Source organism: Pseudomonas antarctica (genome assembly GCF_001647715.1).
Lineage (GTDB): Bacteria > Pseudomonadota > Gammaproteobacteria > Pseudomonadales > Pseudomonadaceae > Aquipseudomonas > Aquipseudomonas antarctica_A.
In genome coordinates this window covers 5,747,659-5,766,299 of sequence record NZ_CP015600.1, presented here as the reverse complement: position 1 = coordinate 5,766,299, position 18,641 = coordinate 5,747,659, and the positions used below count along the sequence as shown (strand labels likewise).

The window sequence follows — 18,641 nt, the reverse complement described above, 5'->3', positions numbered from 1 at the left end:
GTCGTGTAACGCTCTGAAATGGGCGGCCATAGCGGGTGAAAGCCCCGTACACTCATGAGGTTTACAACATGACTATTGGTGTAGTCGGTCGTAAATGCGGTATGACCCGTATTTTCACCGAAGAAGGTGTCTCCATTCCGGTTACGGTCATTGAGATCGAACCGAATCGCGTCACCCAGTTCAAAACTGAAGAGACCGATGGCTATCGTGCAGTGCAAGTCACTGTCGGCGAGCGTCGTGCTTCGCGCGTGACTGCTGCTCAAGCAGGTCACTTCGCTAAAGCAAACGTTGCAGCTGGTCGCACTGTTATGGAGTTCCGTCTTGAAGAGGGTGACTACCAGGCTGGCGATCTGATCAACGCTGAAATCTTCGCTGCTGGTCAACTGGTTGATGTAACCGGTCAGTCCAAAGGTAAAGGCTTCCAGGGTACGATCAAGCGTTGGAATTTCCGTGGCCAAGACAACACTCACGGTAACTCCGTTTCCCACCGCGTCCCGGGCTCTATTGGCCAGTGCCAGACTCCTGGTCGTGTATTCAAGGGCAAAAAAATGTCCGGTCATATGGGCGCTGAGCGCGTGACCGTGCAGTCCCTCGAAGTAGTGCGCGTCGACGCTGAACGCAATCTGTTGTTGGTCAAGGGTGCTGTTCCTGGCGCTACTGGCGGCAACCTGGTTGTACGTCCAGCGGCCAAGGCTCGCGGTTAAGGGGAAGCTGACATGCAATTAAATGTAAATGACGCTCAAGCGATCGAAGTTTCCGAACTGACGTTTGGCGGCGAGTTCAACGAGACGCTGGTTCACCAAGCAGTCGTGGCCTACATGGCCGGCGGCCGTCAAGGTAGCAAGCAGCAAAAGACCCGTTCCGACGTTCGTGGTGGCGGTAAGCGCCCTTGGCGTCAGAAAGGTACTGGCCGCGCTCGTGCCGGTACTATCCGTAGCCCAATCTGGCGTGGCGGTGGTACCACTTTCGCAGCTCGTCCACAGGATCACACTCAGAAGCTCAACAAGAAGATGTACCGCGCAGCATTGCGCTCCATCCTTGCTGAACTCGTGCGTACTGATCGTCTGGTCGTGGTTCAGGACTTCGCTGTTGAAGCACCGAAAACCAAAGATCTGCTGAACAAGCTGAACGGCATGGGCCTGACTGACGTCTTGATCGTGTCTGAAGCTGTTGATCAGAACCTGTACCTGGCTGCTCGCAACCTGCCACACGTTGATGTACGTGACGTGCAAGGTTCCGATCCAGTTAGTCTGATCGCATACGACAAGGTGTTGATCACCGTGTCGGCCGTGAAGAAATTCGAGGAGCTGCTGGGATGAACCAGGAACGCGTATTTAAAGTTCTGCTTGGCCCGCACGTTTCCGAAAAGGCTACGGTTCTGGCTGACAAGAAAGGCCAGTTCGTTTTCAAGGTTGCAACTGACGCAACCAAGCTGGAAATCAAGAAGGCCGTCGAAAGCCTGTTCAGCGTGAAAGTTGAGCGTGTTACTACCCTGAATGTTCTGGGTAAGAGCAAGCGCACTGCTCGCGGTCTGGGCAAGCGTAATGACTGGAAGAAGGCAGTTATCTCCCTTCAGCCAGGCCAAGATCTCGATTTCAGCAGCAGTGCTGAGTAAGGAAGGGGTGCATCATGGCAATCGTTAAATGCAAACCGACTTCCCCTGGCCGCCGTTTTGTGGTCAAGGTGGTCAACCAGGAGCTGCATAAAGGCGCTCCTCACGCACCGCTGCTCGAGAAGAAATCGAAGACTGGTGGTCGTAACAACAATGGTCGTATTACCACTCGTCACATTGGTGGTGGCCATAAACAGCATTATCGTCTGGTCGACTTCCGTCGCAACGACAAAGATGGCATCGCTGCCACTGTCGAACGTATCGAATACGATCCAAACCGTACTGCTCACATCGCTCTGCTGCTGTACGCAGATGGCGAGCGTCGCTACATCATCGCCCCTAAAGGCGTGAGTGCTGGTGACCAGCTGATCGCAGGTGCTCTGGCACCGATCAAGCCGGGCAACGCTCTGCAACTGCGTAACATTCCAGTTGGTAGCACCGTACACGGCATCGAATTGAAGCCAGGTAAAGGCGCGCAAATCGCTCGTTCCGCTGGTGCTTCGGCTCAGCTGATCGCTCGTGAAGGTGTCTACGTGACCCTGCGTCTGCGTTCTGGTGAGATGCGTAAAGTGCTGGCTGAATGCCGCGCGACCCTGGGTGAAGTCTCGAACTCCGAGCACAGCCTGCGTTCGCTGGGTAAAGCTGGTGCCAAACGCTGGCGTGGCGTTCGCCCAACCGTTCGTGGTGTTGCCATGAACCCGGTTGACCACCCACACGGTGGTGGTGAAGGTCGTACCTCTGGTGGTCGTCATCCGGTATCGCCATGGGGCTTCCCGACTAAGGGCGCGAAGACTCGTGGTAATAAGCGTACCGACAAAATGATCGTCCGTCGTCGCAAGTAAATAGAGGGATACGACAGTGCCACGTTCTCTGAAAAAAGGTCCTTTTATTGATCTTCACCTACTGAAGAAGATCGAAGTGGCGGCGGAAAAGAATGATCGCAAACCGGTGAAAACCTGGTCGCGTCGTTCGATGATCCTGCCACAAATGGTCGGTCTGACCATCGCAGTACACAACGGTCGTCAACACGTCCCAGTTCTCGTTAACGAAGACATGGTCGGCCACAAACTAGGCGAGTTTGCCGGTACCCGCACTTATCGTGGGCACGTGGCAGACAAGAAAGCCAAGCGTTAAGGGGTTAGGAAATGGAAGTAGCCGCTAAGTTGTCGGGCGCTCGAATCTCCGCCCAGAAAGCCCGCTTGGTCGCCGACCAGATCCGCGGGAAGAAGGTGGGCGAAGCGCTCAACCTGTTGGCTTTCAGCAGTAAGAAAGCCGCCGAGATCATGAAGAAAGTGCTGGAGTCGGCCGTAGCCAACGCCGAGCATAACGAAGGCGCAGACGTTGATGACCTGAAGGTCAGCACCGTTTTCGTCAACGAAGGGCGTTCGCTGAAGCGCATCATGCCACGTGCCAAAGGCCGTGCTGATCGCATCGTCAAGCGGTCTTGCCATATCACTGTCAAGGTTGCTGACAAGTAACGGAGTCGAAGAGATGGGTCAGAAAGTACATCCCATTGGCATTCGCCTGGGAATCGTCAAGGAGCACACCTCCGTCTGGTACGCAGACGGTCGGACTTATGCGGACTATTTGTTCGCTGATCTGAAGGTGCGTGAGTATCTCCAAGACAAACTAAAAAGCGCGTCCGTAAGCCGTATCGATATCCATCGTCCGGCGCAAACTGCACGTATCACCATCCACACCGCTCGTCCAGGTATCGTTATCGGGAAGAAAGGTGAAGATGTTGAGAAACTGCGTCAGGACCTGACCAAGCAAATGGGTGTGCCTGTGCACATCAATATCGAAGAGATCCGTAAGCCGGAGCTCGACGGTATGCTGGTTGCGCAGAGCGTAGCTCAGCAGCTGGAGCGTCGCGTAATGTTCCGTCGCGCTATGAAGCGCGCCGTACAGAACGCCATGCGCATTGGTGCCAAAGGCATCAAAATCCAAGTGAGCGGTCGTCTCGGCGGTGCTGAAATCGCACGTACTGAATGGTATCGCGAAGGTCGTGTGCCACTGCACACCCTGCGTGCCGACATCGACTATGCCAACTACGAAGCTCACACCACTTACGGTGTGATCGGTGTAAAGGTTTGGATCTTCAAAGGCGAAGTAATTGGTGGTCGCCAAGAAGAACTGAAACCACAAGCACCAGCGCCTCGTAAAAAAGCTGCTAAGTAAGGGGTACGCCAAATGTTGCAACCAAAGCGTACGAAGTTCCGCAAGCAGATGACAGGCCACAACCGTGGTCTGGCTCAGCGCGGTAGCAAAGTCAGCTTCGGCGAGTTCGCGCTGAAGTCTGTAGCTCGTGGTCGTCTCACCGCTCGTCAGATCGAGTCAGCGCGTCGTGCTCTGACCCGTCACGTTAAACGTGGCGGCAAGATCTGGATCCGTGTATTCCCGGACAAGCCGATTTCCAAAAAGCCCCTCGAAGTTCGGATGGGTAAAGGTAAGGGTAACGTGGAATACTGGGTAGCCCAGATTCAGCCAGGCAAAGTCCTGTATGAAATCGAGGGTGTAACTGAAGAGCTGGCGCGTGAGGCTTTTGCCCTGGCTGCTGCAAAGCTGCCGCTCGCCACCGCCTTTGTTAAACGGACGGTGATGTGATGAAAGCGAATGAACTTCGTGAAAAATCCGCACAGCAGCTGAACGAGCAACTGCTCGGCCTGCTGCGCGACCAGTTCAATCTGCGTATGCAGAAAGCAACTGGCCAGTTGGGGCAGTCTCATCTGCTCTCGCAAGTTAAGCGTGACATTGCTCGCGTGAAGACTGTGCTCAACCAGCAGGCAGGTAAGTGATCATGGCTGAAGCCGAAAAGACTGTCCGTACGCTGACTGGCCGTGTTGTCAGCGACAAGATGGACAAAACCATCACCGTTTTGATCGAGCGTCGCGTTAAGCACCCGATCTACGGTAAATATGTTAAGCGTTCGACTAAGCTGCACGCGCACGACGAAACCAACCAGTGCCACATCGGCGACAAAGTCACTATTCGTGAAACTCGTCCGCTGGCCAAGACTAAGTCTTGGGCACTGGTTGATGTTCTCGAACGCGCTGTGGAAGTCTAAGGACTAGGGGTCGGAGAAATTATATGATTCAGACTCAATCCATGCTCGATGTGGCCGATAACAGCGGCGCTCGCCGTGTTATGTGCATCAAGGTGCTGGGTGGCTCCCATCGTCGTTACGCTGGTATCGGTGACATCATCAAAGTTACCGTGAAGGAAGCAATTCCTCGCGGTAAGGTGAAAAAAGGCCAAGTGATGACTGCTGTTGTAGTCCGCACTCGTCACGGCGTACGCCGTGCAGATGGCTCCATTATCCGCTTTGATGGCAACGCTGCTGTTCTTCTGAACAACAAGCAAGAGCCGATCGGCACCCGTATCTTTGGGCCAGTGACCCGTGAACTTCGTACTGAGAAGTTCATGAAGATCGTCTCGCTCGCCCCAGAAGTGCTGTAAGGAGATCCGACATGCAAAAGATTCGTCGTGACGACGAGATCATCGTGATCGCCGGCAAAGACAAAGGTAAGCGCGGTAAGGTGCTTAAGGTTCTCACTAATAACCGTCTGGTTATCGGCGGTCTGAACCTGGTTAAGCGTCATACCAAGCCTAACCCGATGTCGGGCGTACAAGGCGGTATCGTCGAAAAAGAAGCTCCGCTGGATGCTTCTAACGTCGCCATTTTCAACGGCGAAACCAACAAGGCTGACCGCGTTGGTTTCAAAGTAGAAGATGGCAAGAAAATTCGTGTCTTCAAGTCGACCCAAAAAGCGGTTGATGCTTGAACACTGCTAGGTAGAAGACCATGGCACGACTAAAAGAGATTTACTGGAAAGAAATCGCACCGAAGCTTAAGGAAGAACTTAAGCTTTCGAACGTGATGGAAGTTCCACGCGTTACCAAAATCACCCTGAACATGGGTCTGGGCGAAGCGGTCGGCGACAAAAAAGTCATCGAACACGCCGTTGCTGACCTGGAAAAGATCACCGGTCAAAAAGTCGTTGTGACTTACGCTCGGAAATCCATCGCTGGCTTTAAAGTCCGTGAAGGTTGGCCGATCGGCGTCAAAGTGACTCTGCGCCGTGAGCGTATGTACGAATTCCTGGATCGTCTGCTGTCGATCTCCCTGCCTCGGGTCCGCGACTTCCGCGGCCTGAATGCCAAGTCCTTCGATGGTCGTGGTAACTACAGCATGGGCGTGAAAGAGCAGATCATCTTCCCGGAAATCGACTACGACAAGATCGATGCTCTTCGCGGTCTGGACATCACCCTGACCACCACTGCCAAGAACGATGATGAAGGCCGCGCTCTGCTGCGTGCGTTCAAATTCCCGTTCCGCAACTGATTGGAGTAGGACCATGGCCAAGATGAGCATGAAAAACCGCGAGCTGAAGCGTCAGCTCACGGTTGCCAAGTACGCCAAGAAGCGTGCAGCACTGAAAGCAATCATCGTTGATCTGAACGCAAGTCCAGAAGCACGTTGGGAAGCTACAGTAGCTCTGCAGAAGCAGCCACGTGACGCAAGCGCTTCGCGCATGCGTAACCGCTGCCGCCTGACCGGTCGTCCACACGGCGTTTACCGCAAGTTCGGCCTTGGCCGTAACAAACTGCGTGAAGCGGCAATGCGTGGTGACGTACCAGGTCTGGTTAAAGCCAGCTGGTAAGTACTTTCAGAGTCCAGGCGGTTGGTATCGCAAGATACTGACCGCCGGTGGCCTTGAATCTGGAACAAGCCCCTTTTGGGGCTTGTTTCATTTCTGGAGTGTGTCTAAAATACGCGGCTCGCCTGAGCCCGTGTGTTTTGCGCTCGGAGATTCTCGGCGACATATGTAGCCGCAAGGCTAATTTTTTTGTATTAGGAGCGTCTAGCCCATGAGTATGCAGGACCCGTTAGCGGACATGCTAACTCGTATCCGTAATGCCCAGATGGCTGAAAAGTCCGTCGTAAGCATGCCATCTTCCAAGTTGAAGGTAGCTGTTGCCAAAGTCCTGAAAGACGAAGGCTACATTGCGGGTTATCAGATCAGCAGCGAAACCAAGCCACTGCTGTCCATCGAGCTGAAGTACTTCGAAGGCCGTTCGGTCATCGAGGAAGTGAAGCGCGTTAGCCGTCCAGGCCTGCGTCAGTACAAGTCCGCCGAAGATCTGCCGAAAGTTCGTGGCGGTCTGGGCGTGTCTATCGTCTCCACCAACAAAGGTGTGATGACGGATCGTGCTGCGCGCGCTGCCGGTGTCGGCGGCGAAGTTCTTTGCACTGTGTTCTAAGGGGGGATAAGCATGTCTCGCGTCGCTAAGAACCCCGTTAAGCTGCCAGCCGGTGTCGAAGTAAAATTCGCAGGCCAACAGCTTTCGGTGAAGGGTGCCAAGGGCACTCTTGAACTGAATATCCATTCGTCCGTTGAGATCGTTGAAGAAGCTGGTGAGCTGCGTTTCGCTGCTCGCAATGGCGATCAACAAACTCGCGCAATGGCCGGTACCACGCGTGCGTTGGTAAACAACATGGTCCAAGGCGTAAGCCAAGGCTTCGAGCGTAAGCTCCAGCTGGTCGGTGTTGGTTACAAAGCGCAAGCAAAAGGCACGGTTTTGAACCTGGCCCTTGGCTTCTCGCACCCAGTGGATTACGAACTGCCGGAAGGCATCACCGCTGAGACCCCTAGCCAAACCGATATCCTGATCAAGGGTATTGATAAGCAGCTGGTAGGTCAGGTGGCCGCTGAGATCCGCGACTTCCGTCCACCAGAGCCGTACAAAGGCAAAGGTGTGCGCTACGCGGACGAAGTCGTCCGTCGTAAAGAAGCCAAGAAGAAGTAGGGCATAGCAAATGACCGACAAAAAAGTTACTCGACTGCGTCGCGCTCGCAAAGCACGCCTGAAAATGCACGAACTCGAAGTCGTGCGTCTCTGCGTGTTCCGCTCGTCGCAGCACATCTACGCCCAGGTCATCTCGGCCGACGGCAACAAAGTCCTGGCAAGCGCCTCGACTTTGGATAAAGAACTGCGTGATGGTGCCACTGGCAACATCGACGCGGCCACTAAGGTTGGCCAGCTGGTCGCTACGCGTGCTAAGGCCGCTGGCGTCTCGCAAGTGGCTTTCGACCGCTCTGGCTTCAAGTACCACGGTCGCGTGAAAGCGCTGGCTGATGCTGCTCGTGAAGCTGGGCTGGAGTTCTAAGTTATGTCAAATAACGACCAAAAGCGCGACGAAGGCTACATTGAGAAGCTGGTTCAAGTTAACCGCGTAGCCAAAACCGTTAAAGGCGGCCGTATCTTCACTTTCACCGCGTTGACCGTGGTGGGTGATGGTAAAGGGCGTGTTGGCTTCGGCCGTGGCAAGTCACGTGAAGTGCCTGCTGCGATCCAGAAGGCAATGGAAGCTGCTCGTCGCAACATGATCCAAGTTGATCTGAACGGCACCACGCTGCAGTACGCAATGAAGTCTGCCCATGGCGCTTCGAAGGTGTACATGCAGCCTGCTTCTGAAGGTACCGGTATCATCGCTGGCGGCGCTATGCGTGCTGTCCTCGAAGTTGCTGGCGTTCAGAACGTTCTGGCCAAGTGCTACGGCTCGACTAACCCGGTAAACGTGGTTCACGCCACTTTCAAGGGTTTGAAAGCTATGCAATCTCCTGAGTCCATTGCTGCCAAGCGCGGCTTGACTGTCAAGGAGATCTTCTGATCATGGCTACCGTTAAAGTAACGCTGATCAAAAGCATGACCGGCCGCATCCCTAACCACAAACTGTGCGTTAAAGGTTTGGGTCTGCGTCGCATCGGTCACACTGTAGAAGTCCTGGATACTCCCGAGAATCGCGGGATGATCAACAAGGCTTACTACATGCTGCGTGTAGAGGGTTAATCGATGAAACTCAATGATCTGAGTCCAGCGCCGGGTTCCCGTCGCGAAAAGCATCGTCCGGGCCGTGGTATCGGTAGCGGTTTGGGTAAGACTGGTGGCCGTGGCCACAAAGGTCAAACCTCCCGCTCCGGTGGCACCATCGCTCCTGGCTTTGAAGGCGGTCAACAGCCGCTGCATCGTCGCCTGCCTAAGTTCGGTTTCGTATCCCTGAAAGCCATGGATCGCGCAGAAGTGCGTCTGTCCGAGCTGGCTAAAGTGGAAGGCGACATCGTTACTGTGCAGACCCTGAAAGATGCCAACGTGATCAACGTCAACGTACAGCGTGTGAAAATCATGCTGTCCGGTGAAGTGACTCGCGCTGTCACTATCGGCAAGGGAATCGGCGCCACCAAAGGTGCGCGTTCGGCTATCGAAGCAGCTGGCGGCAAGTTCGAGGAATAAATGGCTAAGCAAGGTGCTCTCTCAGCGCTCGGCAAAGGCGGTATGTCTGAACTTTGGGCTCGTCTGCGTTTTCTGTTCCTGGCGATTATCGTCTACCGAATAGGCGCACACATCCCGGTTCCAGGTATCAACCCGGACCGACTCGCAGACCTGTTTCGACAGAATGAGGGGACCATTCTTAGCTTGTTCAACATGTTTTCCGGCGGCGCGCTGGAACGGATGAGTATCTTTGCACTGGGGATCATGCCGTACATTTCGGCATCGATCATCATGCAACTGATGACCGCCGTCAGCCCGCAGCTGGAGCAGTTGAAGAAGGAAGGTGAAGCTGGCCGTCGCAAGATTAGCCAGTACACCCGCTACGGCACTGTCGTTCTCGCCCTGGTTCAAGCTATCGGCATGTCCGTTGGTTTGGCGGGGCAGGGCGTTGCGTTCACTGGTGACTTTGGCTTCTATTTCGTCGCAGTATCCACGTTTGTGGCTGGTGCGATGTTCATGATGTGGCTGGGTGAGCAGATTACTGAGCGTGGTGTTGGTAACGGTATCTCGATGTTGATTTTCGCAGGTATCGTCGCCGGTCTTCCGAGAGCAATTGGGCAGTCTTTCGAGTCTGCACGTCAGGGTGATATCAACATCTTCGCTCTGGTTGCCATCGGTTTGCTGGCAGTAGCGATTATCGGTTTTGTGGTGTTCATTGAGCGTGGTCAGCGTCGTATTGCTGTTCACTACGCCAAGCGTCAGCAGGGCCGCAAGGTTTTTGCTGCGCAGACCAGCCACTTGCCGCTGAAAGTGAATATGGCCGGTGTAATTCCGGCAATTTTCGCGAGCAGCATTTTGCTGTTTCCGGCTTCGTTGGGTACCTGGTTTGGTCAGTCTGAAAATATGGGCTGGCTGCAGGACCTCTCTCAGTCGATCGCTCCTGGTCAGCCGTTGAATATTCTGCTGTTTAGTGCAGGGATTATTTTCTTCTGCTTCTTCTATACGGCGTTGATGTTCAATCCGAAAGACGTAGCGGAAAACCTGAAGAAGTCCGGTGCCTTTATTCCGGGCATCCGTCCAGGTGAGCAGTCTGCACGCTACATTGATGGCGTTCTGACTCGTTTGACCCTGTTCGGTGCTCTATATATGACGGCCGTGTGCTTGTTGCCCCAGTTCCTGGTGGTTGCAGCAAACGTTCCGTTCTACCTTGGCGGGACCTCGTTGCTGATCGTGGTCGTGGTTGTGATGGACTTCATGTCCCAAGTACAATCGCACCTCGTTTCGCACCAGTACGAATCCCTGATGAAGAAAGCCAACCTGAAGGGTTACGGCAGCGGCATGTTGCGCTGAGTACCCATAAGGTTCGAGGAGTTGGTGATGAAAGTTCGTGCATCGGTGAAAAAGCTGTGCCGTAACTGCAAAATTATTCGCCGCGAAGGTGTTGTTCGAGTAATTTGCAGCGCGGAACCGCGTCACAAACAGCGCCAAGGCTGAGTGTGATCCGCTTGAAGCCCGGCAGCTAGTGCGCTGCCGGGTTGATTATTTGTTATTACAGCGATATTATCTCGCGCCCTATTTCTTGGCTTCCGGGGCGTAGGTAGCTGTCAATTGGAGTCCCACTGAATGGCCCGTATTGCAGGCGTTAACATTCCAGATAACAAGCACACTGTTATCTCGCTGACCTACATCTATGGTGTTGGTCGCACTACTGCGCAGAAAATTTGCGCAGATACTGGGGTAAACCCAGCCGCAAAGATCAAAGATCTGAGCGACGAGCAGATTGAGCTGTTGCGTGGCGAAGTGGCGAAGTTCACCACTGAAGGTGACCTGCGTCGCGAAATCAACATGAAAATCAAGCGTTTGATGGACCTCGGTTGCTACCGTGGTCTGCGTCATCGTCGCGGTCTTCCAGTACGCGGTCAGCGTACCAAGACTAACGCGCGTACCCGTAAAGGTCCGCGTAAGCCGATCCGCAAGTAATCGCCCACGCGAATCGACAGGAAATTAATCATGGCAAAACCTGCTGCTCGTCCTCGTAAAAAAGTTAAAAAGACAGTGGTTGATGGCATCGCCCACATCCATGCATCTTTTAACAACACAATCGTGACCATCACCGACCGTCAAGGTAACGCGCTGTCTTGGGCTACCTCTGGTGGTTCGGGTTTCCGCGGTTCCCGCAAGTCCACCCCGTTCGCTGCTCAAGTAGCTGCTGAACGTGCTGGTCAAGCTGCGCTGGAATACGGCCTGAAAAACCTCGACGTTAACGTCAAAGGTCCAGGTCCAGGTCGTGAGTCTGCTGTCCGTGCTTTGAACGGCTGTGGCTATAAGATCGCCAGCATCACCGACGTGACGCCAATCCCGCACAACGGGTGCCGTCCGCCGAAGAAGCGCCGCGTGTAATCCAGGAGATTGTAAAGAATGGCTCGTTACATTGGTCCAAAATGCAAACTCGCTCGTCGCGAAGGCACCGATCTCTTCCTGAAGAGCGGCGTGCGCGCGATCGAATCGAAGTGCAACATTGAAGCAGCACCTGGTATCCACGGCCAACGCCGCGGTCGCCAGTCCGATTACGGCACCCAACTGCGTGAAAAGCAGAAGGTCCGTCGTATCTACGGCGTTCTCGAGCGCCAGTTCAGCGGCTACTACAAAGAAGCTGCTGGCAAGAAAGGTGCAACCGGTGAAAACCTGCTGCAACTGCTCGAATGCCGTCTGGACAACGTTGTATACCGTATGGGCTTTGGTTCGACTCGTGCCGAATCCCGTCAGCTGGTATCGCACAAATCCGTCAGCGTAAACGGCCAAACCGTTAACGTGCCGTCTTACCAGGTTCGTGCTGGTGACGTGGTCGCGATTCGCGAGAAAGCAAAAAACCAACTTCGCATTGTCCAAGCTCTCGATCTGTGTGCCCAACGTGGCCGCGTAGAATGGGTAGAAGTAGACACTGAGAAGAAGTCGGGCGTTTTCAAGAACGTTCCTGCTCGCAGTGATCTGTCCGCCGACATCAACGAAAGCCTGATTGTCGAGCTCTACTCCAAGTAAGGGCTAGAAAATAGGTGCATCCATGCAGATTTCGGTAAATGAGTTCCTGACACCCCGCCACATTGATGTGCAGGTTGTCAGTCCAACCCGCGCCAAGATCACTCTCGAGCCTCTCGAGCGTGGTTTTGGCCACACCCTGGGCAACGCGCTGCGCCGCATCCTGTTGTCCTCAATGCCCGGCTGTGCAGTAGTCGAGGCCGAGATTGACGGTGTGCTCCACGAGTACAGCGCCATCGAAGGTGTACAGGAAGACGTAATTGAAATCCTGTTGAACCTTAAAGGTCTGGCTATCAAGCTGCACGGTCGTGACGAAGTTACGCTGACCTTGTCGAAGAAGGGTTCGGGGGTGGTTACCGCTGCCGATATTCAGCTGGATCATGATGTCGAGATCGTTAACCCCGATCACGTAATCGCTAACCTGGCGTCTAACGGCGCCCTGAACATGAAGCTCACTGTAGCTCGTGGTCGTGGTTATGAACCGGCCGACTCGCGTCAGAGCGATGAAGACGAAAGCCGCAGCATTGGTCGCTTGCAGCTTGACTCTTCGTTCAGCCCGGTTCGCCGTATCGCATACGTGGTGGAAAACGCCCGTGTCGAGCAGCGTACTAACCTGGACAAGCTGGTTATTGATCTGGAAACCAACGGTACTCTGGATCCTGAAGAGGCTATTCGCCGCGCTGCAACCATTCTGCAACAGCAGTTGGCTGCGTTCGTCGACCTCAAAGGTGACAGCGAACCAGTGGTAATCGAGCAGGAAGACGAGATCGATCCGATCCTGCTTCGCCCGGTTGACGATCTGGAACTGACTGTACGTTCGGCTAACTGCCTTAAGGCGGAAAACATTTACTACATCGGTGACCTGATTCAGCGTACCGAAGTAGAACTGTTGAAGACTCCGAACCTGGGCAAGAAATCCTTGACTGAAATCAAGGACGTTCTGGCCTCCCGCGGTCTGTCCCTCGGCATGCGCCTCGACAACTGGCCGCCTGCAAGTCTTAAGAAGGACGACAAGGCGACTGCCTGATCGTCGTAATCACCGAACGTGAGTTTGGTAAGGAATGAACCATGCGTCATCGTAAAAGTGGTCGTCACCTGAGCCGTACCAGCTCGCACCGCAAGGCCATGTTCCAAAACATGGCGGTGTCGCTGTTCGAGCACGAGCTGATCAAAACTACACTGCCGAAAGCTAAAGAACTGCGTCGCGTTGCTGAGCCGCTGATCACTTTGGCCAAGACAGACAGCCTGGCTAACCGCCGTCTGGCTTTCGACCGTACTCGTTCGAAAGCTATCGTTGGTAAGCTCTTCAACGACCTGGGCAAGCGTTATGCTACCCGTGAGGGTGGCTACCTGCGCATCCTCAAGTGCGGTTTCCGCACTGGCGACAACGCGCCTATGGCGTACGTCGAGTTGGTTGATCGTGCTACTGCCGGCGAAGCTGTAAGCGCCGAGTAAGACGACAGTCTGCAACGAAGAACCGGGCCTAGTGCCCGGTTTTTTGTGCGCGTAATAAAAGCCGTCTATATTCCTCACGTCGCTGCCGGTGCTCTCGCACATCCAAAGCTACTTGCCAGGACGGTTCGTTAGTTATTTTCTATCAAAGTCCATGATTTAATGCATTTGATGGTGTCATCTTGATGGTCAATACTCCCTCCAAGCCGATTAGCCGGCAGTTCCTAGCCTGACCTGAGGAAGATTGAGCATGAGCCAGAACAAAATCCTGACCACCGCCAGCGGTGCGCCTGTCGCCGATAACCAGAACTCCCGCACCGCCGGTCCTCGTGGGCCCTTGTTGCTCGACGATTTCCATCTGATCGAAAAGCTTGCGCATTTCAACCGTGAAAACATTCCCGAGCGCCGTGTGCACGCCAAAGGCTCGGGTGCTTACGGCACGTTCACTGTGTCCCGTGACATTACTCAGTACACCAGCGCTAAGCTGTTCGAGACCGTCGGGAAACAAACACCGACCTTCCTGCGATTCTCTACGGTAGGTGGCGAGCGCGGTTCGGCTGACACCGAGCGCGATCCACGCGGTTTTGCCTTGAAGTTCTACACTGACGAAGGGAACTGGGACATCGTGGGTAACAACACGCCAGTATTCTTCATCCGCGACCCGCTGAAGTTTCCGGACTTTATCCACACCCAAAAGCGCCTGCCGCAAAGCAACCTGAAAAGTGCGCAGATGATGTGGGACTTCTGGTCGCACTCTCCAGAAGCACTGCACCAGGTCACCATCCTGTTTTCGGATCGGGGCATTCCTGACGGCTACCGTCACATGCACGGCTTCGGCAGTCACACGTACAGCCTGATCAACGCCCGTGGCGAACGTCATTGGGTTAAGTGGCATTACAAGACCAAGCAAGGGATCAAGAACCTGGCGCCTGCTGAAGCTGCACGCCTGGCTGGTACAGACCCTGATTACGCGCAGCGTGACTTGTTTGGTGCGATCGAGCGTGGCGACTTCCCGAAATGGAGTGTCAACATCCAGGTCATGACCGAAGCGCAAGCCAACGCTCATTACGAGAACCCTTTTGACGTGACCAAAACATGGTCGCAGAAAGAATTCCCGTTGATCGAAGTCGGCGAGCTGGAACTCAACCGTAACCCGCAGAATTACTTCGCTGAAGTTGAGCAAGCCGCCTTTGGCCCAAGCAACATGGTTCCGGGTGTGGGGCTGTCGCCGGACCGCATGCTGCAAGGCCGCGTATTCGCTTACGCAGATGCGCACCGCTACCGTGTTGGCACCAACCACCAGCAATTGCCGGTGAATGCCCCGCGCAGCCCGGTGAACAGCTATCAACGTGATGGTTCGATGGCCTTTGGCAGTAACGGCGGCGCAACGCCTAACTATGAGCCAAACAGCTACACTGATGCGCCCAAGCAAGCGCCACAATACGCAGAGCCTGCTCTGGCGTTGACCGGTGCAGCTGATCGCTACGATCATCGCGAAGATACCGACTACTACAGCCACGCGGGTGCGCTGTTCCGCTTGATGGATGCCGGGCAGAAAGCCCTGCTGATCAGCAACATTGCCGGCGCTATGGCCGGGGTCAGCAGCGATGTGGTTCAGCGCCAGCTGCAGCACTTCTTCAAAGCTGACCCTGATTACGGGCAAGGCATTGCAACTGCGCTGGGTGTATCGCTTAACTGACTCTAAACGATAAGCAGAACCGCCCTCATTTGGGCGGTTTTTGCGTTATTTCAGCTACTTTTCTGCGGAAATCATCACTTTTCTGCCGTTAGTCCCGTGACCTCCGGGTCATCATGGTTCAAACTACAGACTTTCAAGCAGGGAGATGTAGGGCGATGCAAGGTCACCCCGACGTAATCGATTACCTCAACACGTTGCTGACGGGCGAACTGGCAGCTCGTGACCAATATTTCATCCATTCGCGCATGTACGAAGACTGGGGCTTTACCGAGCTCTACGAGCGTATCAACCACGAAATGGAAGAAGAGGCGCAGCACGCCGACGCACTGATGCGCCGCATCCTCATGCTCGAAGGCACGCCGCGTATGCGTCCAGACGACCTGGATGTGGGCACCACGGTGCCTGACATGCTCGCCGCTGACCTTCGCCTCGAATACAAGGTGCGTGCCGCGCTCTGCAAGGGCATCGAACTCTGCGAGCAGCACAACGACTATGTCACCCGCGAGATTCTGCGGGTGCAGTTGAATGACACCGAAGAAGATCACACCTACTGGCTGGAAAAGCAGTTGGGCCTGATCAAGCTGGTCGGCCTGGAAAATTACCTGCAATCGCAGTTCTGATTCCCGGCTACAAAAAAGCCCCTGTCACCGCAACGTGACAGGGGCTTTTTCATGCGCCCGATAAATCAGGCTTTGTCGCGCGCCAATAACGGCTTCAAGTAGTAACCGGTATGTGACTGCGGCATCTCCGAGACCTGTTCCGGCGTACCCACCGCGATGATCTGGCCACCCTTGGAGCCGCCTTCCGGCCCCAGGTCCACCAGCCAGTCGGCGGTCTTGATCACATCAAGGTTGTGCTCGATCACCACCACTGTGTTGCCGTGGTCACGCAAGCGGTGCAGAACATCCAGCAATTGCTGAATATCGGCAAAGTGCAGGCCCGTAGTCGGCTCATCGAGGATGTACAGCGTCTTGCCCGTATCGCGCTTGGACAGCTCGCGAGACAGCTTCACCCGCTGCGCCTCGCCGCCGGACAACGTGGTCGCCGACTGCCCCAGCTTGATGTACGACAGGCCCACATCCATCAAGGTCTGCAGCTTGCGTGCCAACGCAGGCACCGCGTCGAAGAACACCCGCGCTTCCTCGATGGTCATCTCCAGGGTTTCGTGGATGTTTTTACCCTTGTATTTGATCTCCAGGGTTTCGCGGTTGTAGCGCTTGCTCTTGCACACATCGCACGGCACGTAGATGTCCGGCAGGAAGTGCATCTCAACCTTGATCAGGCCATCGCCCTGGCACGCCTCGCAGCGCCCGCCCTTGACGTTGAACGAGAACCGGCCCGGCCCGTAACCGCGTGAGCGAGACTCCGGCACGCCCGCAAACAGTTCACGTATCGGCGTGAACAACCCGGTATAGGTCGCCGGGTTGGAACGCGGTGTGCGGCCAATCGGGCTTTGGTCGATATCGACCACCTTGTCCAAGTGCTCCAAACCTTTGATGCTGTCGTGTGCCGCGGCCTCCAGCGTGGTGGCGCCGTTCAGGGCGGTGGCACTCAGCGGGAACAGCGTGTTGTTGATGAGCGTCGACTTGCCGGAGCCGGAAACGCCGGTCACACAGGTCAGCAGGCCGAGAGGTATTTCCAGGTCCACATTGCGCAGGTTGTTGCCGCGCGCGCCCTTGAGGTGCAACGCCATCTTTTTGTTGCGCGGCGTGCGCTTGGCGGGCACTTCGATCTTCACTCGACCGGACAGGTATTTGCCCGTCAGCGAATCCGGGTGAGCCATGACTTCGGCAGGTGTGCCTTCGGCGACGATGTGCCCACCGTGCACGCCCGCACCCGGGCCAATGTCGACCACATAATCCGCCAGGCGAATCGCGTCTTCATCGTGCTCGACCACGATCACGGTGTTACCGATATCCCGCAGGTGTTTAAGCGTTCCCAGGAGGCGGTCATTGTCCCGCTGATGCAAGCCAATCGACGGTTCATCAAGGATGTACAACACGCCAACAAGGCCGGCACCAATCTGGCTGGCCAAACGAATCCGCTGGGCTTCACCGCCAGACAGCGTGTCTGCGCTGCGATCCAGCGACAGATAATCCAGGCCGACGTTAACCAGGAACTGCAAGCGCTCGCGGATTTCCTTGAGGATCTTGTCAGCAATTTCCCCGCGCCGGCCGGTCAGCTTGAGCACGCCGAAATATTCACAGGCATCGCCAATTGGCAGGTTGGTCACCGCTGGCAACGTCTTCTCACCCACCCACACATGGCGCGCCTCGCGGCGCAGGCGAGTGCCCCGGCAGTCCGGGCACGGTTGGGTGCTGAGGAATTTCGCCAGCTCTTCGCGCACGCTCGCCGATTCGGTCTCACGGTAACGCCGCTCCAGGTTCGGCACGATGCCCTCGAACGGGTGCGAGCGTTTGACGATATCGCCACGGTCGTTCAGGTACTTGAAGTCGACGTTCTGCGAACCACTGCCGTGCAGGATAACTTTCTGCTGCTCTGCCGGCAGTTGGTTGAACGGCATTTCCAGGCTGAATTTATAGTGGGATGCCAACGACCCGAGCATCTGGAAGTAGTAGACGTTACGCCTGTCCCAGCCGCGTATCGCGCCCTCCGCCAACGTCAGGTCACCATTGACCAGGCGCTTGATGTCGAAGAACTGCTTTACCCCAAGGCCATCACACGTCGGGCAGGCGCCTGCCGGGTTGTTGAAGGAAAACAGCTTGGGTTCCAGCTCGCTGATGGCATGCCCGCAGATCGGACAGGCAAAACGTGCGGAGAAGATGATTTCTTCACCCGGCTCGTCATCCATCGGCGCAACCAGCGCAATGCCATCCGCCAGCTTCAGCGCGGTTTCGAACGATTCCGCCAAACGCTGCTGCAAGTCGGCACGCACCTTGAAGCGGTCGACCACGACATCAATGGAATGCTTCTTCTGCTTGTCGAGCTTTGGCGCTTCATCCAGCTCATAGAGCTTGCCGTTGATGCGCGCGCGCACGAAACCCTGGGCGCGCAGCTCTTCAAAGACCGAAAGGTGTTCGCCCTTGCGCTCACGAATGACCGGCGCCAGCAGCATCAGCTTGGCGCCCTCAGGCTGGGCCAGCACCAGGTCGACCATTTGGCTGACGGTCTGGGCTTCCAGGGGAATATCGTGGTCCGGGCAGCGCGGAATACCCACGCGCGCGTACAGCAGGCGCAGGTAGTCGTAGATTTCGGTAATGGTGCCCACGGTGGAGCGCGGGTTATGGGAGGTCGACTTTTGCTCGATGGAAATCGCCGGCGACAAACCTTCAATGGTGTCGACGTCAGGCTTTTCCATCATCGACAGGAATTGCCGGGCATAGGCTGACAGCGACTCTACATAGCGACGCTGACCTTCGGCATACAGCGTGTCGAACGCCAGGGACGATTTGCCGGACCCGGACAAGCCGGTGATGACGATCAGTTTGTCCCGGGGCAGGGTCAGGTCGATGTTCTTCAGGTTGTGGGTTCTAGCCCCACGAATCAGGATCTTGTCCAAGATGGCCTCGCACGGCGGGCGTAAATAATGCAGGAGTATACGGCTAAAGA

30 protein-coding genes are annotated in these 18,641 nt (G+C 55.5%); 29 read left to right on the top strand and 1 reads right to left on the bottom strand.

Annotation, left to right across the window (positions count from 1 at the left end):
* The first annotated feature begins 68 nt into the window (after window positions 1-68).
* The 29 genes from rplC (at window position 69) to bfr (ending at window position 15,691) form a co-directional block, all read left to right on the top strand.
* On the top strand, window positions 69-704 hold the full coding sequence (gene rplC, locus A7J50_RS26240) for a 50S ribosomal protein L3 (protein WP_007253310.1): 636 nt from the start codon (window positions 69-71) through the stop codon (window positions 702-704).
* A 12-nt stretch (window positions 705-716) separates the two neighbouring features.
* Window positions 717-1,319 (top strand): 50S ribosomal protein L4, encoded by a 603-nt coding sequence (gene rplD / locus A7J50_RS26235; protein ID WP_003210082.1) that lies wholly within the window; start codon window positions 717-719, stop codon window positions 1,317-1,319.
* The gene (gene rplW, locus A7J50_RS26230) at window positions 1,316-1,615 is read left to right on the top strand and encodes a 50S ribosomal protein L23 (protein WP_002555488.1); all 300 of its coding nucleotides are present in this window, start codon (window positions 1,316-1,318) and stop codon (window positions 1,613-1,615) included. The genes rplD and rplW overlap by 4 nt, the downstream gene beginning before the upstream one ends.
* Before the next feature lie 14 nt (window positions 1,616-1,629).
* Entirely contained in the window at window positions 1,630-2,454 is an 825-nt protein-coding gene (gene rplB / locus A7J50_RS26225; protein ID WP_003210080.1) for a 50S ribosomal protein L2, read from the top strand.
* Window positions 2,455-2,470: 16 nt separating this feature from the next.
* Entirely contained in the window at window positions 2,471-2,746 is a 276-nt protein-coding gene (rpsS, locus tag A7J50_RS26220; RefSeq protein ID WP_002555486.1) for a 30S ribosomal protein S19, read from the top strand.
* An 11-nt stretch (window positions 2,747-2,757) separates the two neighbouring features.
* Window positions 2,758-3,090, top strand: a complete 333-nt coding sequence (rplV, locus tag A7J50_RS26215) for a 50S ribosomal protein L22 (protein WP_003103908.1) — start codon at window positions 2,758-2,760, stop codon at window positions 3,088-3,090.
* A 13-nt stretch (window positions 3,091-3,103) separates the two neighbouring features.
* Window positions 3,104-3,790, top strand: coding sequence for a 30S ribosomal protein S3 (gene rpsC / locus A7J50_RS26210; RefSeq protein WP_003176422.1), 687 nt, complete (start codon window positions 3,104-3,106; stop codon window positions 3,788-3,790).
* A 12-nt stretch (window positions 3,791-3,802) separates the two neighbouring features.
* Window positions 3,803-4,216: a 50S ribosomal protein L16 gene (gene rplP, locus A7J50_RS26205; protein WP_003232424.1), complete on the top strand. Its 414-nt coding sequence runs from the start codon at window positions 3,803-3,805 to the stop codon at window positions 4,214-4,216.
* Window positions 4,216-4,407 carry a 50S ribosomal protein L29 gene (gene rpmC, locus A7J50_RS26200; RefSeq protein WP_002555481.1) on the top strand — a complete coding sequence of 64 codons (192 nt, stop codon included), beginning with the start codon at window positions 4,216-4,218 and terminating at the stop codon, window positions 4,405-4,407. Before rplP ends, rpmC begins: the two co-directional genes overlap by 1 nt.
* Before the next feature lie 2 nt (window positions 4,408-4,409).
* Window positions 4,410-4,676 (top strand): 30S ribosomal protein S17, encoded by a 267-nt coding sequence (gene rpsQ, locus A7J50_RS26195; protein ID WP_003176419.1) that lies wholly within the window; start codon window positions 4,410-4,412, stop codon window positions 4,674-4,676.
* Between the two features lie 23 nt (window positions 4,677-4,699).
* The gene (rplN, locus tag A7J50_RS26190) at window positions 4,700-5,068 is read left to right on the top strand and encodes a 50S ribosomal protein L14 (RefSeq protein WP_002555479.1); all 369 of its coding nucleotides are present in this window, start codon (window positions 4,700-4,702) and stop codon (window positions 5,066-5,068) included.
* Between the two features lie 11 nt (window positions 5,069-5,079).
* Window positions 5,080-5,394, top strand: coding sequence for a 50S ribosomal protein L24 (gene rplX, locus A7J50_RS26185; protein WP_064454355.1), 315 nt, complete (start codon window positions 5,080-5,082; stop codon window positions 5,392-5,394).
* 20 nt (window positions 5,395-5,414) lie between these two features.
* Window positions 5,415-5,954 carry a 50S ribosomal protein L5 gene (gene rplE / locus A7J50_RS26180; RefSeq protein ID WP_003176415.1) on the top strand — a complete coding sequence of 180 codons (540 nt, stop codon included), beginning with the start codon at window positions 5,415-5,417 and terminating at the stop codon, window positions 5,952-5,954.
* A 13-nt stretch (window positions 5,955-5,967) separates the two neighbouring features.
* The gene (gene rpsN, locus A7J50_RS26175; RefSeq protein ID WP_003176414.1) at window positions 5,968-6,273 is read left to right on the top strand and encodes a 30S ribosomal protein S14; all 306 of its coding nucleotides are present in this window, start codon (window positions 5,968-5,970) and stop codon (window positions 6,271-6,273) included.
* A 208-nt stretch (window positions 6,274-6,481) separates the two neighbouring features.
* Window positions 6,482-6,874 carry a 30S ribosomal protein S8 gene (gene rpsH / locus A7J50_RS26170; RefSeq protein ID WP_010566853.1) on the top strand — a complete coding sequence of 131 codons (393 nt, stop codon included), beginning with the start codon at window positions 6,482-6,484 and terminating at the stop codon, window positions 6,872-6,874.
* A gap of 12 nt (window positions 6,875-6,886) precedes the next feature.
* Complete coding sequence (gene rplF / locus A7J50_RS26165; protein ID WP_003176412.1) at window positions 6,887-7,420, top strand: 50S ribosomal protein L6; 534 nt, start codon at window positions 6,887-6,889, stop codon at window positions 7,418-7,420.
* 10 nt (window positions 7,421-7,430) lie between these two features.
* Window positions 7,431-7,781, top strand: coding sequence for a 50S ribosomal protein L18 (gene rplR, locus A7J50_RS26160; protein ID WP_003186037.1), 351 nt, complete (start codon window positions 7,431-7,433; stop codon window positions 7,779-7,781).
* Between the two features lie 3 nt (window positions 7,782-7,784).
* The gene (gene rpsE / locus A7J50_RS26155) at window positions 7,785-8,285 is read left to right on the top strand and encodes a 30S ribosomal protein S5 (RefSeq protein ID WP_003176409.1); all 501 of its coding nucleotides are present in this window, start codon (window positions 7,785-7,787) and stop codon (window positions 8,283-8,285) included.
* A 2-nt stretch (window positions 8,286-8,287) separates the two neighbouring features.
* Window positions 8,288-8,464, top strand: coding sequence for a 50S ribosomal protein L30 (gene rpmD, locus A7J50_RS26150; RefSeq protein WP_003186033.1), 177 nt, complete (start codon window positions 8,288-8,290; stop codon window positions 8,462-8,464).
* Between the two features lie 3 nt (window positions 8,465-8,467).
* Window positions 8,468-8,905: a 50S ribosomal protein L15 gene (rplO, locus tag A7J50_RS26145; protein WP_003176407.1), complete on the top strand. Its 438-nt coding sequence runs from the start codon at window positions 8,468-8,470 to the stop codon at window positions 8,903-8,905.
* The gene (secY, locus tag A7J50_RS26140; protein WP_016969470.1) at window positions 8,906-10,234 is read left to right on the top strand and encodes a preprotein translocase subunit SecY; all 1,329 of its coding nucleotides are present in this window, start codon (window positions 8,906-8,908) and stop codon (window positions 10,232-10,234) included.
* 27 nt (window positions 10,235-10,261) lie between these two features.
* On the top strand, window positions 10,262-10,378 hold the full coding sequence (rpmJ, locus tag A7J50_RS26135) for a 50S ribosomal protein L36 (protein ID WP_002555468.1): 117 nt from the start codon (window positions 10,262-10,264) through the stop codon (window positions 10,376-10,378).
* Between the two features lie 129 nt (window positions 10,379-10,507).
* On the top strand, window positions 10,508-10,864 hold the full coding sequence (gene rpsM, locus A7J50_RS26130) for a 30S ribosomal protein S13 (protein WP_003210063.1): 357 nt from the start codon (window positions 10,508-10,510) through the stop codon (window positions 10,862-10,864).
* 30 nt (window positions 10,865-10,894) lie between these two features.
* On the top strand, window positions 10,895-11,284 hold the full coding sequence (rpsK, locus tag A7J50_RS26125; RefSeq protein ID WP_002555466.1) for a 30S ribosomal protein S11: 390 nt from the start codon (window positions 10,895-10,897) through the stop codon (window positions 11,282-11,284).
* 18 nt (window positions 11,285-11,302) lie between these two features.
* Entirely contained in the window at window positions 11,303-11,923 is a 621-nt protein-coding gene (rpsD, locus tag A7J50_RS26120; RefSeq protein WP_003210056.1) for a 30S ribosomal protein S4, read from the top strand.
* A 22-nt stretch (window positions 11,924-11,945) separates the two neighbouring features.
* Complete coding sequence (locus A7J50_RS26115; RefSeq protein ID WP_003176403.1) at window positions 11,946-12,947, top strand: DNA-directed RNA polymerase subunit alpha; 1,002 nt, start codon at window positions 11,946-11,948, stop codon at window positions 12,945-12,947.
* A gap of 41 nt (window positions 12,948-12,988) precedes the next feature.
* Window positions 12,989-13,375: a 50S ribosomal protein L17 gene (gene rplQ, locus A7J50_RS26110; protein ID WP_007918448.1), complete on the top strand. Its 387-nt coding sequence runs from the start codon at window positions 12,989-12,991 to the stop codon at window positions 13,373-13,375.
* Between the two features lie 247 nt (window positions 13,376-13,622).
* On the top strand, window positions 13,623-15,071 hold the full coding sequence (locus A7J50_RS26105) for a catalase (protein ID WP_064454354.1): 1,449 nt from the start codon (window positions 13,623-13,625) through the stop codon (window positions 15,069-15,071).
* Between the two features lie 155 nt (window positions 15,072-15,226).
* Window positions 15,227-15,691: a bacterioferritin gene (gene bfr / locus A7J50_RS26100; RefSeq protein ID WP_015886133.1), complete on the top strand. Its 465-nt coding sequence runs from the start codon at window positions 15,227-15,229 to the stop codon at window positions 15,689-15,691.
* A 65-nt stretch (window positions 15,692-15,756) separates the two neighbouring features.
* Here the strand turns inward: bfr and uvrA are convergent, their stop codons facing one another.
* Complete coding sequence (gene uvrA, locus A7J50_RS26095; protein WP_064454353.1) at window positions 15,757-18,591, bottom strand: excinuclease ABC subunit UvrA; 2,835 nt, start codon at window positions 18,589-18,591, stop codon at window positions 15,757-15,759.
* Between the last annotated feature and the right edge of the window lie 50 nt (window positions 18,592-18,641).